We start from the raw sequence: 19406 nt of genomic DNA, 5'->3' as shown, positions 1-19406 counted from the left end.
GGAAGGACGGCGCGCCAAGTGGCGGCGCGGGAAAGAGCGGCGCGAAAAGGGGCGAGAACGCCGTCAGAACAACGGCGCAGCGAACTCGGTCACCGTGTCCGCCACAACCTCGGGCAGCCCGATGCCCACCCCCGCCGGACCGTCGTTCCGGGTGAGATAGACCGCCGCCAGGCCGGCCGGCACGTCGTCGGCAATGAGCGTCCCGGTCTCCGTGCATCCTTGCTGGAGGTACTGGTCGCTGATCACCTCGCCGCAGAAGGCGAGAATCGGTTCGCCGGCCTCGTCGAGGAAGGTGAGGGCGAGCGACCCGAGCGCGAACCGAGTCTCGTCCACAACGAGCTGCTGCCCCGCGGCGACCGTGAACTTCTTCGCCGCGGACGCAGTGGTCACCTGGTGGGCCCACTGCTCCCACCGCGGCACGCCCGCGTCCTCGACGATGAACTGCACCCTGTATGTCCCGGCCGGTACGCCACCGATCGTGTAACGGCCGTTCGCGTCGGTGCGCTGCAGGTAGTCACCCGCCGACTGCCCGGACAGCGTGCGCGCGAAGACCCGTACGCCCGGCAGCGGGTCGCCGTGGGCGGTCGTGAGGGTGCCGCTGATGGTGCCGGTGGCCGGGTCGGCGTGGGCGGCCGTCCCGGGCGCCAGCGCCAGTGCCACTGCTGTCGCGGCCGCCGCCAGAAGGCGCAGCCGGGATCCCCCGTGTTTGTCGAGTGCCATGCATATGGACCTTAGTGGATCAAGCCGAGCGCGCGCCGCACGAAGTCGAGCTGGAACTCGAGCAGGTTGGGCACGGCGCCGCCCATGTGGGTGGCGCCGGGCAGCGGCAGGACGGTGTGGGGCTTGCCGGCCGCCAGCAGGGCCGCGGAGAGCTTCATCGTGTGCACCGGCAGGACGTTGTCGTCGAGCAGGCCGTGGATCAGGAGCAGCGGGCGCCGGAGGTGCGGGGCATCGGCGATGAGGGACCCCTCGGCGTACCCGGTGGGGTTCTCGGCGGGCAGGCCCAGCGTGCGCTCCTGCCAGTGCGAGCTGTAGAGCAGCTGGTCGGTCACGGGGGCCCCGGCGACGGCGGCGTGGAAGACGTCCGGGCGGCGGAGCACGGCCAGCGCCGCGAGGTAGCCGCCGGCCGACCAGCCCCGGATGGCGACGCGGCCGAGGTCCAGGTCGGGGTGGCGATCGGCGGCGGCGTGCAGGGCGTCGACCTGGTCCTGCAGGCGGGGGCCGGCGTGGTCGCCGCCCCGGGCGCGTTCCCAGCGGGGGCCCCGCCCCGGCGTGCCCCGGCCGTCGGCGACCACGACGGCGAAGCCCTGGTCGGCGAACCACTGCGACACCCAGTACCGGTCGCGGGCGGCGACGGCGCGCTGGGCGGCCGACCCGCCGTACGGGTCCATGATGACCGGCAGAGGACCGGTTCCGGGCTCCCACCCGGTGGGGAACAGGACGGCCGTCTGCAACGAGCGCGCCCCGAGCGCCGCCAGCTCCACCACCGGCCGTACGGGCGAAATATACGAAAAATCGGAAAGCGCCCGGCCGTCGACCGTCACCGAGTGCTCGGCCAGCGTGGAGGCGACCACCACCGTCGTCCCGCCCGCCCGCCGGCCGGAGTGCACACCCGGAGAGGAAGTCACGCGGTCCAGGCCGGAGGAGGACCACGTCCACAGGTCGAGGGAGGCCGGTGTGGACCGGGCGGCGAACAGCACAGTGTCCCCGTCGACCGAGAGCACCTCCTCCACCTGCAGCCCCGCCGGGGTGACAGCCGCACCGTCCACGGTCAGATGCCGCGTGTCGCCCTCGTCGACGGTCCAGACCAGCGCCCCGGACGCCGTGTGCGCGGGCACGCCCGTCACGATCGTCGTCCACTGCGGATCCGTGTTCTCCTGCCGGACCGCGGTCGCCCCGGTCGCCGGATCCACGGTCAGGACGCGCATGATCGTCTGGCGCCGGTTCTGCACGACGACGTGGAGGCCCGCGTGGTCCCAGACGACGCGGGTGACGTACTCGAAGGCGGTCCTGTCCCAGACGACCGGCGTGCGCGTGCCGTCCAGGCCGAGCACGTGCAGGCTGACGTCGGCGTTGGGCCGGCCCGCCGCCGGATAGCGCAACGCGGCCGGCGGCTGCTCCGGCCGGGTGGGGTCCGAGACGTACCAGACGTCGACGGGTGAGTTGTCGACCCGCGCGGCGATCAGGTACTCGCCGCCGGGCGCCCACCAGTAGCCCTCGAAGCGGTCCATCGACTCCGACGCCTCGTGCTCCGGCAGGCCCCAGGTCACCTCGGGCCCGTCCGGGGCGGCGAGCGGGCGGTCGTCCCGGCCGTCGCGGCCGATCACGCGCAGCTCGTCCTCGCACACGTACGCGATGGTGGAGCCGGACGGGTCGACGCGGGCCTCCGCCGCGGGTTCCTTCGCCGCGAGCGCGGTGACGTCACCGGTGGCCACGTCGGCGGCATACAGACGACCCGACACCACGAAGACCGCCGTACGCACGTCCGCGTCGGTCGCGTACGAGCCGATCCCGGACGACGTGTCGCGCGCCCGCTCCCGCCGTGCCTTCTCGCGCTCGGACACCGCGCCCTCGGCGCCGAGATCGGCGGCGCGCACGAGCACGCGCTCCTGGCCGGAGCCCACGGCGTACACCCAGAGGTCCTGCACCGGGTCCTGCCCGCCACCCGAACGGAGGAACAGCACCCGCGTCCCGTCGGGCGAGACGGTGAACCGGCGCGGCCGGCCGAGCGAGAAGCCCTGCGTCCGGGCGAGAAGGGCGGGATAGGAGTCGGTCATGGCCTCAGTCTTCAACACCCGGCGCACGGCGGCCGGGGGCGGCTGCCTAAAGTGATCGACATGTCCGTGTGGCCGACCAGTCCCGCTCATCACCGCTGGCTCGACCAGCACAGCCGCGACCTGCTGGCCTTCGGCCGGCGCACCGCCGACCCCGAGGGCGGGGCGCGCTGGCTCGACGGGCGCGGCGACCCGGTGCCCGGACGGCCGCTCACGGCCCTGATCAGCGCCCGCATGACCCACGTGTACGGCATCGGCGCGCTCCTCGGCGTCCCCGGCGCGGGGCTCGTGGCGCAGCAGGCGCTCGCGGGGCTGACCGGGCGGCTGCGCGACACCACGCACGGCGGCTGGTTCTCCGAGCTCGGGCAGGAGGGCAAGAGCTGCTACGACCACGCGTTCGTGCTGCTGGCCGCCTCGACCGCGGTGCGGGCCGGGCTGCCGGGCGCCGCCGAGCTGCTCGCCGGGGCCGAGGAGACGTTCCTCGCCCGCTTCTGGGACGAGCAGGCGGGCATGTGCGTCGACACGTGGGACACCGCGTTCACCACGCTCGACGACTACCGGGGCATCAACGCCAACATGCACAGCGTCGAGGCGATGCTGTCCGTGGCCAGCGTCACCGGCAACCGGGCCTGGATCGAGCGGGCGCTGCGCATCTGCCGGTTCGTCACCACGACGGCCGAGGCGCACGAGTGGCGCATCCCCGAGCACTACGACGCGCAGTGGCGGCCGCGGCCCGACTACAACAGCGACAAGCCGGCCGATCAGTTCAAGCCCTACGGCGCCACGATCGGCCACGGGCTGGAGTGGTCCCGCCTGCTGATGCACGCCGCGTACGCCCCCGGCGTCACCGCCTCGGCCTGGCTGATCGACGCCGCCCGCGCCCTCTTCGACCGGGCCGTGACCGACGGCTGGGCGGTCGACGGCGCCCCCGGCTTCGTCTACACCACCGACTGGACCGGCCGCCCGGTCGTGCGCGACCGCATGCACTGGGTCGCCGCCGAGGGCATCGCCGCCGCGGCCGCCCTGCACGCCCACACCCGCGACCGGGCGTACGCCGACCGCTACCGCACCTGGTGGGACTACGCCGCGGCGCACCTGCTCGACCACGAGAACGGCTCATGGTTCCACCAGCTCGACCCGGCGAACGCGCCGACCGACACGGTGTGGCCCGGCAAGGCCGACCTCTACCACGCGTTCCAGGCGACGCTGGTGCCCCGGCTGCCGCTGTGGCCCATGCTCGCCGCCGCCGTGGACGAGCACCTGGCTTCTTCCCCCGAAAGGGGATAAAGCGGCGCGGCGCCGTCATATCCTCCGGGTGTGTCGACCCAACCTTCCCGATCCCGGCGCTCACCGGCCGACCTCGGCGTGAACGCGAAGATCCTCATCACCGTCAGCACCGCGGTCGCGCTGGCGGTCGTGGTGGGGATCGTCGGGCTGCTCGCCCTGAGCCGGGCGAGCGACGCCGCCCAGAGCATCTATGCGAGCAACGTCTCCAGCGTGGGTGCGATCGGCGACATCCAGGCCGCCATGGCCCAGGCCCGGCTCGACCTGGCCAACCAGGCCATCTCGCGGGACGAGGCGACGAACACCAAGTACGAGAACGCGTTCGGCGACGACCTGACCGCCGTCGACACCGCGATCGCCGCCTACCGGAGCAGCGGGCCCGCCGGGGAGCGGTCGGTCATCGACGCCGTGCAGCAGGGCTGGCAGCAGTACCGGGAGGTCGCGCTGGCCAAGCAGATCCCGAACGGCCGGCGCAACGACATGGCGGCCTGGCAGGAGACCCGGGACGCCGAGGTCACCCCGGTCATCCAGCAGGTGAACGCGGATGTCGAGCGGCTCCGCGAGGCCGAGCACGCGGACGCGGCGGAGTCGGCGGCGAGTGCCGAGAGCAGTTACACCTCCAGCCGGCTGCTGTCGATCGTGCTGCTGGTGGCCGGCGCGCTGCTCGCCCTGGGCCTCGGGCTCGTGGTGGCCCGGTCCATCGTCGGGTCGCTGCGCCGGGTCAAGCAGGTCTGCGACGGGCTGGCGGCCGGCGACCTCACCCGCAGCAGCGGGCTCACCGCGCGCGACGAGCTGGGCCAGATGGGCCGGTCCCTGGACGCGGCCATGACCCAGCTGCGGGCCACGGTCGGCGTCATCGGCGGCTCGGCGGAGACGCTGGCGCGGGCCTCGGAGGAGCTGTCCGCCGTCAGCGCGCAGCTGCAGACCGGCGCCGCGGACGTGGCGGAGAAGGCCACCGCGGCGACCGCGGCCACCGAGGAGGTCAACGCGGGCGTGCAGGCGATCGCGGCCGGCGCCGAGCAGATGACCGCGTCGATCACCGAGATCGCCACGAACGCCTCCCAGGCGGCCGAGGTCGCCGGCTCGGGCATGAGCGTCGCCGAGCGCACCAACGGCCAGGTCGCCGAGCTGGGGTCGGCCAGCGCCGAGATCGGCGACGTGGTCAAGCTGATCACCAGCATCGCCGAGCAGACCAACCTGCTGGCCCTCAACGCGACCATCGAGGCGGCCCGCGCCGGCGAGCTGGGCAAGGGCTTCGCCGTCGTGGCCGGCGAGGTCAAGGAGCTGGCCCAGCAGACCTCCCAGGCCACCGAGCAGATCACCGCCCGGATCGCGGCCATCCAGGGCTCCAGCGGCTCGGCGGCCGAGGCGATCGGGGAGATCTTCACGGTCATCCAGCAGATCGGCGACTACACGACCACGATCGCCTCGGCGGTCGAGGAGCAGACGGCGACCACGGGTGAGATGAGCCGGTCGGTCGCGGAGGCGGCCACGAGCAGCGGGGACGTCGCCCGTACGGTCTCCGGGGTGGCCGAGGTCGCCACGGCCACCTCCGAGGGCGCCCGGGCCACCCAACGGGCCGCCACCGACCTGACCCGCCTGGCCGCCGAGCTGACCGACGTGGTCAGCGGCTTCAGGCGCTGACCGAGCCCCACGCGGCGCTCAGCGGTTTCAGGCGCTGACCATCTCCCGCACGGCGCTCAGCCGGGTGTGGCACACCAGCCGGATCGTCTGCGCCCGCGCGCACTGGGCCGTCACGCCGCCGGTGGCTGTCATCGTGGCGAGCAGCCGCTCGAGCGAGGCCACGTCGGTCTCGGTGCCGGTGAGGCCGCTGGCCGAGAGCAGCTGCTGCCACGACGCGGTCCCGCCGTGGCCGGAGACGGCGGCCAGGGCGGCCCGGGTCTCGTCGATCGTCGGGCGGGACAGGCCGTAGACGGGGGAGTCGGAGTGCGGCACGACAGGGCTCCTCGCTGATCTCGGATCGTTGCCCCCTCACTGTCGGCCGCCCGGCTCAGGCCCGGCTCAAGCGCGCCGCAAGAATGGGTGCCATGGCGACGTTCCTGCTCACCTGGAACCCCGGCGGCCGGGGCCTGGCCGAGTCCGGCCTCGTGGCGGTGCTGCGCGGGCGCTGGGGTGTCGGCATCCGCCGGACGGGGATCGCGCCCGGCGACCGGGCGTTCCTGCTGCGGCAGCACCGGCAGCGGGGGCTCGTGGCCGCCGGCCGGTTCACCAGCGAGATCTACGCGGACGAGCACTGGGACGGGTCGGGCCGGGTGACGACCTACGCCGACATCGAGCTCGACGAGGTAGTGGACGTGGCCGAGCGGCTGCCCGTCGAGCTGCTCCGGACCGAGGTGCCCGGCGTCGCGTGGAATCACCTGCAGGGCTCCGGGGTCCAGGTCCGTCCGCCGCACGACCGGGACCTCGAGGAGCTGTGGCGGGATCATCTCTCCCATGTGGACAGATAGCCCTTGACCGCCGGGCCGGGGCCGGGGAGTCTGCGTGAGTGACTCTCACGCGACGTACGGTGATCGGGGCGGCCGCCGCTGCGGCCACGGTGATGGCGGGGGAGCCGGCCTCCGCCGCGAGCCTGAGGGCCGTCCGGCCGCCGGTGCTGCGGCCCGGGGACCGGGTGCGGATCGTCGCGCCCGCGGGGATTCCCGATCCGGCCCGCCTGGCCCGGGGCGTGCAGATCCTGCGGGGTTTCGGACTGGTCGTGGAGCTGGGCGAGCACGTCCACGACCGCTACGGCTACTTCGCGGGCACCGACGAGGCGCGGCTCGCCGACCTCAACGCCGCGTTCCGGGAGCGGGGCGTGCGCGGGGTGTTCGCGGCCCGGGGCGGCTACGGGACCCAGCGCATCATCGACGGGCTGGACCTGGCGGCCGTACGCCGGGATCCGAAGATCTTCGTGGGTTTCAGCGATCTCACGGTGCTGATCGGGCGGCTGTGGCGCGCGGCGCGGCTGGTGAGCTTCTACGGGCCGATGATGGCGTGGACGGACACGCGGACCGGGCCGGTGGAGATCGAGTCGCTGCGGTCGGCGGTGATGACCCGGGCGCCGGTGGTGCTGACCCGGGACCCGGCGGAGCGGAGCGCGGCCGTGGCGGTGCCCGGGACGGCGACGGGCCCGCTGCTCGGCGGCAACCTCACCATGCTGCAGGCGTCGCTGGGCACGCCCGACTTCCCCGATCTGCGCGGGGCGATCCTGCTGTTCGAGGACACGGACGAGGCGCCGTACAGCTACGACCGCATGCTCACCCACCTGCGCCGAGCCGGGGTGCTGCGGCACGTCGCGGGCATCGCGATCGGCCAGTTCACCAACGCGCCGGTCACCGCCGGGCAGTGGACGGCGGCGCAGGCGGTGCAGGACCGGGTCGGTGACCTGGGCGTCCCGGTGCTCGGCGGCCTGCGGGTCGGTCACGGCATCGGGCAGCTCACCCTTCCCCTGGGTACGCGAGCCCGCATCGACGTGGCAGCCGGCACGCTGACCTGCTCCTAGCGTTCCGCGGGCTTGACGCTCGCCAGCCAGGTCGCCGCCTCGTCGTCGCCGAGGGGCGTCGCGTGCAGCGCCGGCACCATCGCGGGGTAGAGCCGTCCCGCGTTCCACGACCGCTCGTAGGGCTCCGCGTCCAGCACCACCACGCGCACCCCGTCGAGGCGCGGGATGTCGGCCGGCTTGCCCTCGTTCCAGATCCACCCGCCGTACGCGTCCGCGAGGTTGAACGTGCCCCGGATCCCGCCCGGCGGCTCGGGGTCCCCGTCCCGCGCCGCCGCGACCTCCGCCTCGGTCGGCCGGCGCCCCGGCAACGGCCCGATCAGCGCGTCCGCCAGCAGCGTGTGCAGCTGGAAGTTGTCGCCGATCCCGCCGATCGTGACCCGCCAGCCCCGGCCGGTCCCGGCGAAGCCCCGGTCCAGCACGATCAGCGGCTCCTCGTCCAGCACGTCGAGCAGCCCGCCCAGCCACGCCGCCGCCCCGAACGTGTCGGCCAGGGGCTCGATCGCCGCCGCGAGCCGGTCCCGGTGCGGCAGGGCCGCCCGCACGTCGGCGCGCTGCGCGAGATAAAGAACCGGCTGCACCCAGTCGTCGGTGGAGTACCACGCCTGGACGTACAGCTCGGCCTGCTCCGGCGTGATCCCCCGCGCGGCCGCCAGCTCGCCGGCCCGCTGCAGCACCTCCGAGACGTGCTCCTGCTCCTGCGGCGCCGGCGGCTCCCCGACCTCCGCCCGGTACATCTCCGCGAACGCCGCCGCCGTCTCCATCGCCTCGGCCGCACGATCGGCGAGCACCGGCAGCAGGGCGGCCGGCTCGGCGCTGCGCTCGGCCAGGCTGCCGGCCAGCAGGGCCACCTCGCTGCCGAACGCGAAGGCCAGCTCGCGCAGGGGCCGCTCCAGCCGCGCGAGCGCGTCGCGCACCTCCTCCGGCCCGGCCGTCTCGCCCGCCGCGGCCGCCCCGGCCAGCGCGGCACTGAACGCGTCCACGTCGGGCGCGGACAGAAGATCGTCGATGCATGCGGCCAGGCTGGAGGTCATCGCGGGAGTGTAGCGGTCGCCCACAGTGGACATCGAGCGACCATTGTTCTACTGCCGTAGTACAAGGAGGCAATGGTGATCGAGTTCGTGCTGGACGGCCGGTCCCGGCTGACGACGTACGCGCAGCTGGTGCGGCAGGTCAAGCAGGCGTTGCGGGTCGGGCTGCTGACGCCCGGCGACCAGCTGCCCCGGGTGCGCGAGGTGGCCCGGTCGCTGGCCATCAACCCCAACACCGTGCTCAAGGCCTATCGGGAGCTGGAGCTCGAGGGGCTCGCCGAGGGCCGGCCGGGCGTCGGCACCTTCGTGCGCGCCACGCTCGGCGACCGGCTGGCCGGGCGGCAGGAGCTGCGCGACGGGCTGGCCGCGTGGCTGGGCGCGGCGCGGGACGCGGGCCTGGACGACGAGGACGTCCTCGCCCTGGTCGAGACCACGATGCGCATGACGCGCCAGGCCGGCGCGCTGCGCGAATCCTGAGGGGACGGGACATGGAGATCGCGAGGACCTCATCCTGGCCTATCTGACCGACGGCGGCAGCCGGGCAACGCACGAGGACTGGGGAGTGGCCGCATGATCTGGCTCACCTGGCGGCAGCACCGGCGGCAGACCTGGATCACGCTCGCCGCCCTCGGCGTCCTGGCGGCCCTGATGATCCCGAGCGGGCTCGCCATGCGCGGCGCCTTTGACCGGCTCGGGCTGGCGCCGTGCGCGGCCACGTGGAACGACGCGTGCGCGCGGGTCGCCGACGAGTTCGCCGGCACGTACGGGTCGCTCGTCTTCGTCAGCATCCTGCTGCTGGCCGTACCCCCGCTGGTGGGTCTGTTCTGGGGTGCGCCCCTCGTGGCGCGCGAGGTCGAGCAGGGCACCCACCGCCTCGTCTGGACCCAGGGCATCAGCCGCCGCCGCTGGCTCCTCGTCAAGACGGCCGCCGGGTGCAGCGGCTCTCCTGAGCGGTCACGGTGATCACCGCGGTGGCGATGCGGCCCTGCTCCTCGGGGCCGAGCACGCCGGCTGGTTCCCCGGCCGTGCGGCGCCCGGTCCCGGTCGCGACGCTGCGGGAGCTGGCCGGCCGCGACGCCGAAGACCTTGCGTCCACAGCCGGGCCTCGCCGTCCGGGCCTGCACCCACGCCGTTGCCGCATCGCCACGCCGGCAGCGATCAGTACCGTCGCCAGGGTCGCGGGAGCGAGCCGGACGCGCCGGACACCCGCCCGCCGGCACTCAGCCCGGCAGGAGGCTGCGCTCGCCGCCGTGGACGGCGATCACGGTGCCGTTGACGTACGTGCTGGTGGGGCCGGCCAGGAAGAGGACGACGTCGGCGATCTCGGCCGGGTCGCCGATGCGGCCCCGGGCGGTGACCTGGTTGATCGCGTCGCCCACCGCGGCCAGCATGGGCTCGGTGCCGCGGGTGCGGACCGGGCCGGCGGCGATGCCGTTGACGCGGAGGCCGGCGGGGCCGAACTCGGTGGCCCAGTAGCGGGTCAGGGTCTCCAGGGCGGCCTTGGAGGCGCCGTAGGCCGCGCCGATCGGGGCGACCAGGCCGGCGGCGGTCGAGCTGATGTTGACGATGGTGCCGCCGCCGCGCTTGACCATGGCGGGGGCGAGGGCGGCGACGAGCTGGAAGGGGGCGCGGGTGTTGACGGCGAGGTGGCGGTCGAAGTCGGCTGCCGTGGTCGCCGGGGTGGGGGCGAGCTCGTAGATCCCGGCGTTGTTGACCAGGATGTCCACGTCGCCCGCGGCCGTGGCCAGGCGGTCGACGTCGGCGGCGTCGGTGAGGTCGGCGGCGGCGAAGCGGGCCCGGCCGCCCCGGGCGGTGATGGCGGCGACCAGCTCGGCGCCGCGCCCGGCGTCCCGGCCGTGCACCAGGACGTCGGCCCCGGCCGCGGAGAGGCGCTCCGCGACGGCCCGGCCGATGCCCGCCGTGGCCCCGGTCACCAGGGCGGTCCTGCCCGTCAGGTCACTCATGTCGTCCTCAATTCTGGGTTGGTTAACCCATTCTTAGCTCCGAAATTTGGGTTGCGCAACCCATTCCGCTAGGCTGGGCCCGTGGCACTGACACGCAAGGGGCAGGCGACCCGGGATCGCATCGTCGAGGCGGCGGCCGACCTCATCGCCCGCCACGGCGTGGCCGGCACCAGCACCGAGGACGTGCGCAAGGCGGCCGGGATCAGCGGGTCGCAGCTCTATCACTACTTCGACAGCAAGCAGGCCCTCATCCGCGCCGTCGTCACCAGCCGGGCCGAGGCGCCGCCGGTGCCCGGGCAGCCGATCATGGGCGCCCTCGACAGCTTCGACGCGTTGCGGGCCTGGGCCGACGCCGCGGTCGAGAACCAGGAGCACAACGGCGGCCGGGGCGAGTGCACGTTGACGTCGCTGGCGGGCGAGCTGGTGCCGGCCGACGAGCAGGCCCGCGCGGACGTCTCGCTCGGCTTCCTGCGCTGGCGCTCACTGCTGCGCGAGGGGCTGCAGGCGATGCGGGACCGCGGCGAGCTGAGCCCCGGCGCCGATCTCGACGAGCTGGCCCTGGCGCTGCTCACGGCCCTGCAGGGGGGCAATGTGATGAGCCAGACCCTGCGTACGGCCGAGCCCCTGCGCGCCTCGATGAACGCCGCGCTGGCCTACGTGCGCTCCTTCACGACGACGTCGTCAGGAAGTCCGTCGTGATCCGGGCGAAGTCGTCCGCGCGCTCGATCTGCGGCATGTGACCGGTCTCGGGGAAGAGGTGCCACCGCGCGTCCGGGAAGGCCGTCCGGGCCGCGGCCAGGTGCGCCGACGGCAGGATCAGGTCGCGCTCGCCCCAGAGCAGCAGCGTCGGGCGGGGGTGGGCGGCCACGGCGGCGAGCAGGTCGCGGCGCCAGGCCGGGCGGACCCCGCGTACGGTCCCCAGCGCCTTGGCCGTCTCCAGGAAGACCGCCACGAAGTCGGCCCGGCCGAACGCCTGCACGGCGAAGGCCACCCGCTCGGGCGTCGCATGGGCGCGGTCGTGGAAGAGGCTGCGCTCGACGCGCCGGGCCGCGCGCTCGTCGAAGCGGCGGAGCAGGCGCCGGCCGAGCAGCGGGACGGCCAGGGCGCGCAGGTTGATGATCACCTCGTGGCCGAAGCCGGCGCTCGCGACCAGGGTGAGCGTGGCGATCCGGGCGGGCGCGTCGCAGAGCAGGCGCATGGCCACGGCGCCGCCGAGCGAGTTGCCCATCACGTGCAGCGGGCGGGTCTCGCCGAGCACGTCGAGGGTCGCGAGCACCCCGTCGGCCAGGGAGTGCAGGTCGGCCGGTCCGGGGAGCCGGTCGGACAGGCCGTAGCCGGGGAGGTCGGCGGCGATCGTGCGGAAATGAGCCGGCAGTCGCTCCTGGACCGGCGCCCAGTCCTCGAGGCTGCGCGCGATGCCGTGCAGGAGCAGGACCGGCGGGTTCGCCGGGTCGCCCTCGTCGCGGACGCGCACGGCGGCCCCGCGTACCGTCAATGTCTTGATCATTTGGTCCGGGCCCGGGTGAGCCGCGCGACCAGGCCCATGTGCGAGGCGGGGAAGAGGCGCGCGAAGGCGTCGGGCACCTTGGCGCTGGTGGCGATGAGCAGGCGGGCCTGGCGGCGGCGGACGGCGCGCAGGATGTCCTCGGCGGCCTTGTCGGCGGGATAGCTGAGCAGCGCCGCGAAGAGCTTGCGGTGCCGCTCGATGTCGCCCGCCGGCACACCGGCGCCGACCTGGGCGCTCAGCGCGATGCGCGTTCGCACACCGCCCGGATGCACGGTGGTGACGCCGATGCCGTTCTCGAGCAGCTCCCAGCGCAGCGATTCGCTCAAACCGCGCAGCGCGAACTTGCTCGCCGCGTACGCCGACTGGCCGGGCGGCGCGACCAGACCGAACAGGCTCGACACGTTGACCAGGTGGCCGCCGGGGGACAGCGCGCCGAGCAGGTGATGGGTGAGCAGCAGCGGCGCGGTGAAGTTGACCGCCATGACGTGCTCGAACTGCTCGAGGCTGACCTGGTCGAAGCGGCCGCCCAAGGCCACGCCGGCGTTGTTGACGAGGAGGCCGATGTTCGAGTGACGCTCCCGGACGCGCGCGGCGGCGGCGAGGACCTCGTCACGCTCGGCGAGATCGGCGACGAGCACCTCGACCGTACGGCCGGGGTGTTCCTCGCGCACCGCGGCGGCCACCTCGTCGAGGCGCGCGGCGTCGCGGTCGAGCAGCACCAGGTCGCTGCCCCGGCGCGCGAGCCCGTGCGCGAGCCGGGCGCCGATGCCGCTCGCCGCGCCGGTGACGACCGCCGTGCGCCCGGCGAATCGGTAGGGTTCCAGCTTGCTCATGCGGCCTCCTGAAAGTGCATGTCGCGCGTCACGTCGCCCCGGCCGAACCGGACCAGGTCGACCAGGTAGTTCTGCCGGACCGACCACGGGTCACGGTCGCCCTGGCTCGGGAAACGGTCCAGGGCCCGCCGGACGTAGCCCGAGGTCAGCCCGAGCAGCGGCAGCCGGGCGCCGGTCCACTCGGCGGGCTCGGCGACGGCGTAGCCGTGCTTGTCCATGTAGGTCAGCAACCGGCACAAGTATCGATGCGACAGATCCGCGCGCAAGGTCCACGAGGCGTTCGTGTAGCCGATGCAGTACGCGAAGTTCGGAACCCCGCTGAGCATCAGGCCCCGATAGGAGACCGTGTCGCCGGGCTTGACCTCCTGCCCGTCGACGGTCAGCCGGACGCCGCCGATCGCCTGCAGCTCGAGGCCGGTCGCGCTGACCACCACGTCCGCCTCGAGCACCCGGCCGTCGGTGAGGCGGATGCCCTCGGGCACGAACCGGTCGATGTGCGCGGTCACCACCGACGCGTCGCCGCGGCGCACGGCCTTGAAGAGGTCGCCCCGCGGGACGACGCAGAGCCGCTGGTCCCAGGGGTCGTACGCGGGGGTGAAGTGCTCGTCGACGTACGCGGGATCGGGGAAGTAGTGCGCCGGGAAGCGCCGCAGGAAGCGCTTCACCCGCTCCGGCCGGCGCCGCGCGGCCTGGTAGAACGCCTGTGTGACCAGCAAGTTCTTGGCCCGCACCAGGCGGTGGCGGAGGGCGGGCGGCAAGCGGGTCAGGCGCGCGGCGAGCGGGTCGCGCTCCGGCAGCACCGTCATGTACGTCGGAGAGCGCTGCAACATCGTCACGTGCGCCGCCTCCGGGGCGAGCGCGGGCACCAGGGTCACGGCGGTGGCCCCGGAGCCGATCACGACGATGCGCTTGCCGGTCGGGTCGAGGTCACCCGGCCAGAACTGCGGGTGCACCAGCTGGCCGCGGAAGTCGCCGGCCCCGGCGAAGTCGGGCTGGTAACCGCGGGCGTAGTCGTAGTAGCCCGCGCAGGCGTACAGGAAATCGCAGGTGAAGGTGCCCTTGGTGGTGCGGACCGTCCAGCGTGGCGCCGACCAGCTCGCCGACTCGACCCGCGTGCCGAAGCGGATGTGCGGCAGGATGCCTCCCTCGCGGGCGGTGTCCCGCAGGTACGCGAGGATGGCCGGCCCGGACGCGAGGGACTGGTCGCCGCTCCACGGCCGGAACGGGTAGCTGAGCGTGAACATGTCCGAGTCGGAGCGCACGCCGGGGTAGCGGAACAGGTCCCACGTGCCGCCGAGCGTGTCCCGGGACTCCAGGATCGCGTACGTGGTCCCGGGCCGCAGCTGCTGCAAGCGCCACGCCGCGCCGATGCCGGACAGCCCCGCGCCGATGATGAGCACGTCGAAGTGGTCGGCCATACCGACAGTGTTCGCCACGTCACCCGGTTGCACTTGTCCTGACGCGACAAGAATTTACCCTCGGGTGACATGGAGGCCATGGTGCGGGCGGCGGGACTTCGCGGGCTGCCGGCGTTGCTGCCCGGCGGGTTCCTGGACCGGTTCGGGGTGTCGGCCGGGGACCTGAACTCCGACGACGCCCTCATCCCGGCGCGGACGGCGGCCATGGTCCTGGAGACCGCCGCCGCCGAGCAGGGCTGCCCCGACCTGGGGCTCCGGCTGGCCGGGACGCAGAACGCGTCCGTGCTGGGGCCGCTCGCGCTGGCCATCGAGAACGCGGCGACCTTCGGCGAGGCGCTGGAGATCAGCCGGCGTTTCCTCTTCGTGCACAGTCCGGCGCTCACGGTCGGGCAGGTGCCGGACCCGGCCGGGCACCCGGGCGTGGCGGGGCTGCGCTACGCGGGCACCGACGCCGTGCCCCTGCCGCCGCAGGTGGTGGATCTCGGGCTCGGGCTGCTGCACCGGATCATCACGTTGCTGCACGGCGGGCCGTACGGGTTGCGCTCGGTGCATCTGACCCACGACGCGCTGGCGCCCGTGGTGGCGTACACCGGGTTCTTCGGGTGTGAGGTCCGCTTCGGCCGGGCCGACGCCCTGCTGCGCGTCCCCGCCGGCCTGGGGTCCATGCCCGTGCCCGGCGGCAGCCAGGTGCTGCGCGACCTCGCCGTCGAGTACCTGGCCGGGCATTTCCCCGAGCCGCAGCGCAGCGTCGCCGACCGGGTCCGGGTGGTGCTGGGGCAGGCGCTCGGCACCGCGCCCGCCGACGTGGCCGCCGTGGCGCGCCGCCTGCGGCTGCACCCGCGGACCCTGCAGCGCCGGCTCGCTGCCGAGGGCACGACCTTCGAGGCGGTGCTCGACGGGGTACGCCGGGCCGCCGCGCACCGGCTCGTCACCGCCACCGATCTGCCGTTCTCGCAGGTCACCGCGATGGTGGGGCTGGCGGAGCAGAGTGCGCTGAGCCGGGCGGTGCGGCGGTGGTTCGGGGTCAGTCCCCGGGAGCTGCGGGCCAGGGCGGGTGGCCTTGGCCGCTGATCCTGACCCGGCCCCAGGGATCGGGTTCGCTCAGTTTGATCTCGGCGGCGTTCTGTCCGATGGCCAACTGAGCGTTCTGTCCGCTTCTCTGCTTCCGGGTGAGCGCCTCGTTGGGTGCGGCGCGGCCCGCCCAGCGACACTGCCCCTCGATCGGCTCGAAGCGGGCGGACAGGTGCACCTCGACGGTGATGCCGTCGATCGTGGCCGGTCCCCGGTAGTCCGTCATGGTTCCTCCCTCGGTGCCACGCCGGCGACCCCGCTCCACAGGAACGCCGCCAGATACTCCGTCAGGGCGGCCCGGCTGATCGGCTGGCGCTGCCGCAGCCACCAGTCACCCACCGTCTGGACGAACCCGACGATGCCGTACGCCCACGGCAGCGCCGCCCCGGAATCCAGTCCGAGCGCGCGCAGCCGGTCGCCGACGATCCGCGCGAGCGCCCCGGCGACGGTGTCGATCGCGTCGCCGACCACGTCGTTCGTGTTCTGCTTCGTCACGAACCGGTAGAGGTGCGGGTCGGCCTCGATGAAGGCCAGGTACGCGTCGACCGCCGCCGTCACCACCTGGCGCTCCTCGCGGACGGCCGCCACCGCCGGGGCGATCGCCTCGACCAGCGCGGTCGCGGCCCGGCGTCCCACCGCCTCCCACAGCCCCGACTTGTCGGTGAAGTAGCGGTAGAGCACCGGCTTGCTGACCCCGGCGTGCGCGGCGACGGCGTCGATGCCCGGCTCGGGGCCGAGCTCGCGGATCGCGGCGATGACCGCGTCGACCAGCTCCTCGCGCCGCTGCTCCCGATGACCGGACCAGCGTTGGCTGCGGCCGTCCGCTTTCTTGACGGGGTCGGTGTCGCCGTTCATAGTACGAGAAGTACCTGTTACTTCCGGTAACGTCAATGTTCTCGGAGGCTTCCGTGACTTCGCTGTCCGATCGGCTGCTCGTCTCCTCCGCCCGCAACTCGTACGACCCCGATGTCGAGATCGACTGGGACGCCCCGCTGTCTTCTTCTTTGTGGTTCGTGCCCGAGAAGCGCTCTTCGCTGTGGGGCACGCCGTTGTGGGACACGCTGTCGGCCGATCAGCGGCAGACGCTGACCCGGCACGAGGTCGCGAGCATCGCCAGTCTCGGCGTCTGGTTCGAGACGATCCTCATGCAGCTGCTCGTCCGCGAGTACTACAAGCAGGACCCGACCGACCCCCGCGCCCAGTACGCGCTGACCGAGATCGCCGACGAGTGCCGCCACTCGGTCATGTTCGGCCGGATGATCGCCAAGCTGGACTGCCCGGTCTACCGGCCCGGCCCCTTCGACCAGGGCCTCGGCCAGTTCATCGCGGCCACGGCGACCGGGCCCCGCATGTACGCGGCCATCCTCATCGCCGAGGAGATCCTGGACGCCCTCCAGCGCGAGGCGGCCGCCGACGAGACCGTCCAGCCCCTGGTCCGGATGGTGTCGCGCATCCACGTGATCGAGGAGGCCCGGCACGTCCGCTACGCCCGCGACGAGCTGGCCACGGCCGTCCGCGCGGCGGGGCGGCACCGGCTCGCGTACGACCGGATCATCATCGCCCGGGCGGCGTACCTGACCGGGCGGCGCCTGGTGTCCCCGGACGTCTACCGCTCGGTCGGCATCGATCCCCGGGCCGGTGCCCGAGTGGCCTGGGCCAACCCGCACTACCGGGCGACGCTGCGCTGGGCCGGCGAGAAAGTCGTCACGTTCCTGCGCGACCTCGACCTGATCGGCGGCCCCGGCCTGGCCCTCTGGCGGCGATCCGGGTTGCTGTGACGTTCCTCCCCCCGCGCTCATCCCGGCAATGGCCCGGCGGGTGGGTTAGCGTCGTCGTGGATCAGTCATCGGGGGAGGGGCCGTGCGGAAACCGGGGGGAGTCTTCTGCGTCGAGGGGCAGTGGGAGGAGGACCTGATCGAGCGCACCTCGGTCCTGCCGACCCTGGAGCTGCTCGAGCGGCTGGGCAGCATCCGCTTCATCCACCGCGACACGGCCACGGTCGAGGAGCTGCACTACTACCTGGACACCTGGCTCTCCCGGAAGTACCAGGACTACAAGGTCGGCTTCTTCGCCCTCCACGGCCAGCCCACCCAGCTCTGCCTCACCGAGAAGAACACGGTCGAGCTGGACGAGATCGCCGCCTGGATGTCGGGCCGCTGCGCCGGCCGCACCCTCTACTTCGGCAGCTGCTCGATCCTCCGCGCCTCCGACCGCGTCCTCAAGGAGTTCCTCCACGAGACCAAGGCCGCCATGCTGTGCGGCTTCACCAAGGCCGTCGACTGGGTCGAGTCCGCCGCCTTCGAGACCGTCGTCCTCAACGCCCTGGTCAACGGCGGCCGCATCGACAGCGTGGAGCGGCTGGTCCGCTCGTCCCGCTGGACCGCCCTGGCCGACCACCTGGGCTTCCGCGTCGTCTACGCCAACGGCCGCACCGCCTGACCCGGCCGGCTCGCCCGATGGTGAGCGCTCAGCGCGCTTCGTGGACGAGCGCCGGCCGGCTCGCCCGGCGGCGAGCGTTCAGCGCACCCCGTGGGCGAGCGCGTCGAACAGCTGCTCGACCCGTGCGCGGGCATCCCGGGCCACGGTCTCCGGGGCGTGCCCGGCGATGAGGCGGCTCGCGTTGCCGACCAGCACGGTGGCATAGCCGGTGACGAAGAACGCGGCGAGCAGCGTGCCGTCGCCGTCGTAACCGGGGTCGCGGTCGAGCTCCTCGGCCAGGGTGCGCTGCAGGCCGGCGCCCAGCTCCCGGGCCCGCGCGAGCAGCGGGGCGGAGGCCGCGACCGGCGCGGAGGGGACGACGTGAGTGTCTACGCCGCACCGGCCCGCGCCACCGACCTGACCGGCCTCCCCGCGACCTGCATCGACTGCGGGAGCGCCGAGGTGTTCCGCGACGAGACGGTCGCCTTCGCCGGCACGATGTGGGCGGCCGGTGTCCACGCCGAACTGCACGTCTGGGCCGGCGGCTTCCACGGCTTCACCGGCATGGTGCCGCGAGCGGCGCTGTCCCGCACCGCCGTCTCGGCCCTGGCGGACTGGACCACCCGGCTGCTCGCCGCCTGAGCTCCCTAGGGCAGGGTCCAGCCCTGGGCGGCGGCGCCGGTGCAGGCTTCGACGCGGGCGGTCTTGCCGGTTCCTCCGCCGTCGGTGAGGCAGCCGCCGGTGGCGAGGTTGACCAGGGTGCCCGCGGGGCCGGCGCGCCACTGGGAGGTGGCGGCGTCGTCGCAGGTGGTGGATTTGACCTCGCCGGAGGGGGTGGCTTCGGCGCAGTGGCCGGCGACGCTCAGGGTGCCGTCGGTGTTGAAGGTGAACGACTGGTAGCTGATGTTCGAGCAGCCGTTGGTCACGATCGGCGTGCCGTCGACGCCCAGGAGGCCGCCGAGGGCGAGGCAGCGGCCCGACGACGCGGCTTTGACCTTGCCGGTGACCGCGGTGCCCGGCGCCGGGCTCAGGGTCGAGCCGGGAGTCGTGGGGCCGGCGGCGGGGGCGGAGGTGGTTCCGGGCGGGACGGCGGGGGCGCCCGGGGCGGCGGGCGCCTGGGAGGCCGGGGCGCCGCTGGGGCCCGTACTGATGATGGCGCTGCCGGAGGGGCCGGGGCCGCGACTGATGCGCGCGGAGCCGGAGACGCCCTGCTCCGGGGCGGCCGACTGGCGGGCGGGGCCGGACGGGCCGGCGCCCAGGTCGGCCGTGGCCGACGCCAGCGGGAAGGTGGGCTGGACGGTCGCCGTGTCCTCGTCGTCGCCGCCGCTGCTCGTGACGAGGACGGTGCCGAGGACGCCCAGGGCGAGCACCGTCACGCCGGAGAGGACGAGCAGGCGCTGGCGGCCGAAGGAGGTGGGCCGGGCGGCGGGCGCGGGGGCGGGCTGGACGGGCAGCTCGCCGGTGGGCTCGCCGACGGGGGTGCGCGCGGGCCACTTCTCGCCCAGGCGCGGCGGCACGGCGGGGGAGACGGGGGCGATGTACGGCCGGACCAGGGCGGGATCCGCCGGGGGGTCGCTCAAGTCCCGCTTGTCCGTCATCGCTCCACC

The 19406-nt window shown here is 73.9% G+C and carries 22 protein-coding genes; 11 read left to right on the top strand and 11 right to left on the bottom strand.

The features are described from left to right. Positions 1 to 63: 63 nt before the first annotated feature. Positions 64 to 720 carry a carboxypeptidase-like regulatory domain-containing protein gene (locus RAN62_RS38100; RefSeq protein ID WP_305789739.1) on the bottom strand — a complete coding sequence of 219 codons (657 nt, stop codon included), beginning with the start codon at positions 718 to 720 and terminating at the stop codon, positions 64 to 66. An 11-nt stretch (positions 721 to 731) separates the two neighbouring features. Then, complete coding sequence (locus RAN62_RS38095; protein WP_305789738.1) at positions 732 to 2777, bottom strand: S9 family peptidase; 2046 nt, start codon at positions 2775 to 2777, stop codon at positions 732 to 734. A gap of 60 nt (positions 2778 to 2837) precedes the next feature. Here RAN62_RS38095 and RAN62_RS38090 point away from each other — a divergent pair, with 60 nt between their 5' ends. Together RAN62_RS38090 and RAN62_RS38085 are read left to right on the top strand one after the other, a co-directional pair. Then, positions 2838 to 4061: an AGE family epimerase/isomerase gene (locus RAN62_RS38090; protein ID WP_305789737.1), complete on the top strand. Its 1224-nt coding sequence runs from the start codon at positions 2838 to 2840 to the stop codon at positions 4059 to 4061. A 30-nt stretch (positions 4062 to 4091) separates the two neighbouring features. Continuing rightward, positions 4092 to 5702, top strand: coding sequence for a methyl-accepting chemotaxis protein (locus tag RAN62_RS38085; protein ID WP_305789736.1), 1611 nt, complete (start codon positions 4092 to 4094; stop codon positions 5700 to 5702). A 27-nt stretch (positions 5703 to 5729) separates the two neighbouring features. On the opposite strand, the gene RAN62_RS38080 is transcribed toward RAN62_RS38085, so the two are convergent. Then, positions 5730 to 6014, bottom strand: a complete 285-nt coding sequence (locus RAN62_RS38080; RefSeq protein WP_305789735.1) for a hypothetical protein — start codon at positions 6012 to 6014, stop codon at positions 5730 to 5732. A gap of 92 nt (positions 6015 to 6106) precedes the next feature. Between RAN62_RS38080 and RAN62_RS38075 the strand changes: the two genes are divergently transcribed. Beyond that, positions 6107 to 6526, top strand: a complete 420-nt coding sequence (locus RAN62_RS38075; RefSeq protein WP_305789734.1) for a hypothetical protein — start codon at positions 6107 to 6109, stop codon at positions 6524 to 6526. Between the two features lie 92 nt (positions 6527 to 6618). Beyond that, on the top strand, positions 6619 to 7560 hold the full coding sequence (locus RAN62_RS38070) for a S66 peptidase family protein (RefSeq protein WP_305789743.1): 942 nt from the start codon (positions 6619 to 6621) through the stop codon (positions 7558 to 7560). On the opposite strand, the gene RAN62_RS38065 is transcribed toward RAN62_RS38070, so the two are convergent. After that, positions 7557 to 8591, bottom strand: a complete 1035-nt coding sequence (locus tag RAN62_RS38065) for a hypothetical protein (RefSeq protein WP_305789733.1) — start codon at positions 8589 to 8591, stop codon at positions 7557 to 7559. The two genes, RAN62_RS38070 and RAN62_RS38065, sit on opposite strands and share 4 nt — an antisense overlap. Positions 8592 to 8666: 75 nt before the next feature. Here RAN62_RS38065 and RAN62_RS38060 point away from each other — a divergent pair, with 75 nt between their 5' ends. Both RAN62_RS38060 and RAN62_RS38055 read left to right on the top strand, forming a co-directional pair. Next, on the top strand, positions 8667 to 9065 hold the full coding sequence (locus RAN62_RS38060; RefSeq protein WP_305789742.1) for a GntR family transcriptional regulator: 399 nt from the start codon (positions 8667 to 8669) through the stop codon (positions 9063 to 9065). A gap of 93 nt (positions 9066 to 9158) precedes the next feature. Then, positions 9159 to 9551, top strand: coding sequence for an ABC-2 membrane transporter-related protein (locus RAN62_RS38055; RefSeq protein ID WP_305789732.1), 393 nt, complete (start codon positions 9159 to 9161; stop codon positions 9549 to 9551). Positions 9552 to 9808: 257 nt separating this feature from the next. Here the strand turns inward: RAN62_RS38055 and RAN62_RS38050 are convergent, their stop codons facing one another. Then, entirely contained in the window at positions 9809 to 10552 is a 744-nt protein-coding gene (locus tag RAN62_RS38050; RefSeq protein WP_305789731.1) for an SDR family NAD(P)-dependent oxidoreductase, read from the bottom strand. Positions 10553 to 10633: 81 nt separating this feature from the next. Here RAN62_RS38050 and RAN62_RS38045 point away from each other — a divergent pair, with 81 nt between their 5' ends. Beyond that, on the top strand, positions 10634 to 11251 hold the full coding sequence (locus RAN62_RS38045) for a TetR/AcrR family transcriptional regulator (protein WP_305789730.1): 618 nt from the start codon (positions 10634 to 10636) through the stop codon (positions 11249 to 11251). Here RAN62_RS38045 and RAN62_RS38040 read toward each other — a convergent pair. The 3 genes from RAN62_RS38040 to RAN62_RS38030 are packed head-to-tail and all read right to left on the bottom strand — an operon-like array spanning position 11220 to position 14310. Further along, positions 11220 to 12059, bottom strand: coding sequence for an alpha/beta fold hydrolase (locus RAN62_RS38040; RefSeq protein WP_305789729.1), 840 nt, complete (start codon positions 12057 to 12059; stop codon positions 11220 to 11222). The genes RAN62_RS38045 and RAN62_RS38040 overlap by 32 nt on opposite strands. After that, positions 12056 to 12883 carry an SDR family NAD(P)-dependent oxidoreductase gene (locus RAN62_RS38035; RefSeq protein ID WP_305789741.1) on the bottom strand — a complete coding sequence of 276 codons (828 nt, stop codon included), beginning with the start codon at positions 12881 to 12883 and terminating at the stop codon, positions 12056 to 12058. Before RAN62_RS38035 ends, RAN62_RS38040 begins: the two co-directional genes overlap by 4 nt. A gap of 5 nt (positions 12884 to 12888) precedes the next feature. Beyond that, complete coding sequence (locus RAN62_RS38030; RefSeq protein ID WP_305789728.1) at positions 12889 to 14310, bottom strand: flavin-containing monooxygenase; 1422 nt, start codon at positions 14308 to 14310, stop codon at positions 12889 to 12891. 69 nt (positions 14311 to 14379) lie between these two features. On the opposite strand from RAN62_RS38030, the gene RAN62_RS38025 reads away from it, so the two are divergent. After that, positions 14380 to 15381 (top strand): AraC family transcriptional regulator, encoded by a 1002-nt coding sequence (locus tag RAN62_RS38025; RefSeq protein ID WP_305789727.1) that lies wholly within the window; start codon positions 14380 to 14382, stop codon positions 15379 to 15381. On the opposite strand, the gene RAN62_RS38020 is transcribed toward RAN62_RS38025, so the two are convergent. Both RAN62_RS38020 and RAN62_RS38015 read right to left on the bottom strand, forming a co-directional pair. Beyond that, positions 15335 to 15607: a DUF4873 domain-containing protein gene (locus RAN62_RS38020; RefSeq protein ID WP_305789726.1), complete on the bottom strand. Its 273-nt coding sequence runs from the start codon at positions 15605 to 15607 to the stop codon at positions 15335 to 15337. The genes RAN62_RS38025 and RAN62_RS38020 overlap by 47 nt on opposite strands. Then, positions 15604 to 16236 (bottom strand): TetR family transcriptional regulator, encoded by a 633-nt coding sequence (locus RAN62_RS38015; protein ID WP_305789725.1) that lies wholly within the window; start codon positions 16234 to 16236, stop codon positions 15604 to 15606. Before RAN62_RS38015 ends, RAN62_RS38020 begins: the two co-directional genes overlap by 4 nt. Positions 16237 to 16289: 53 nt before the next feature. Between RAN62_RS38015 and RAN62_RS38010 the strand changes: the two genes are divergently transcribed. The 3 genes from RAN62_RS38010 (at position 16290) to RAN62_RS38000 (ending at position 18441) form a co-directional block, all read left to right on the top strand. After that, on the top strand, positions 16290 to 17159 hold the full coding sequence (locus RAN62_RS38010; protein WP_305789724.1) for an AurF N-oxygenase family protein: 870 nt from the start codon (positions 16290 to 16292) through the stop codon (positions 17157 to 17159). An 82-nt stretch (positions 17160 to 17241) separates the two neighbouring features. Continuing rightward, positions 17242 to 17820, top strand: coding sequence for a DUF6642 family protein (locus RAN62_RS38005; protein WP_305789723.1), 579 nt, complete (start codon positions 17242 to 17244; stop codon positions 17818 to 17820). Between the two features lie 90 nt (positions 17821 to 17910). After that, positions 17911 to 18441, top strand: coding sequence for an alpha/beta hydrolase (locus tag RAN62_RS38000; RefSeq protein WP_305789722.1), 531 nt, complete (start codon positions 17911 to 17913; stop codon positions 18439 to 18441). Between the two features lie 5 nt (positions 18442 to 18446). Here the strand turns inward: RAN62_RS38000 and RAN62_RS37995 are convergent, their stop codons facing one another. Further along, complete coding sequence (locus tag RAN62_RS37995; RefSeq protein ID WP_305789721.1) at positions 18447 to 19397, bottom strand: ricin-type beta-trefoil lectin domain protein; 951 nt, start codon at positions 19395 to 19397, stop codon at positions 18447 to 18449. Positions 19398 to 19406: the final 9 nt, after the last annotated feature.

The organism is Symbioplanes lichenis, from assembly GCF_030709675.1.
GTDB lineage: Bacteria > Actinomycetota > Actinomycetes > Mycobacteriales > Micromonosporaceae > Actinoplanes > Actinoplanes lichenis.
This window is presented reverse-complemented; position numbering and strand designations above follow the sequence as displayed.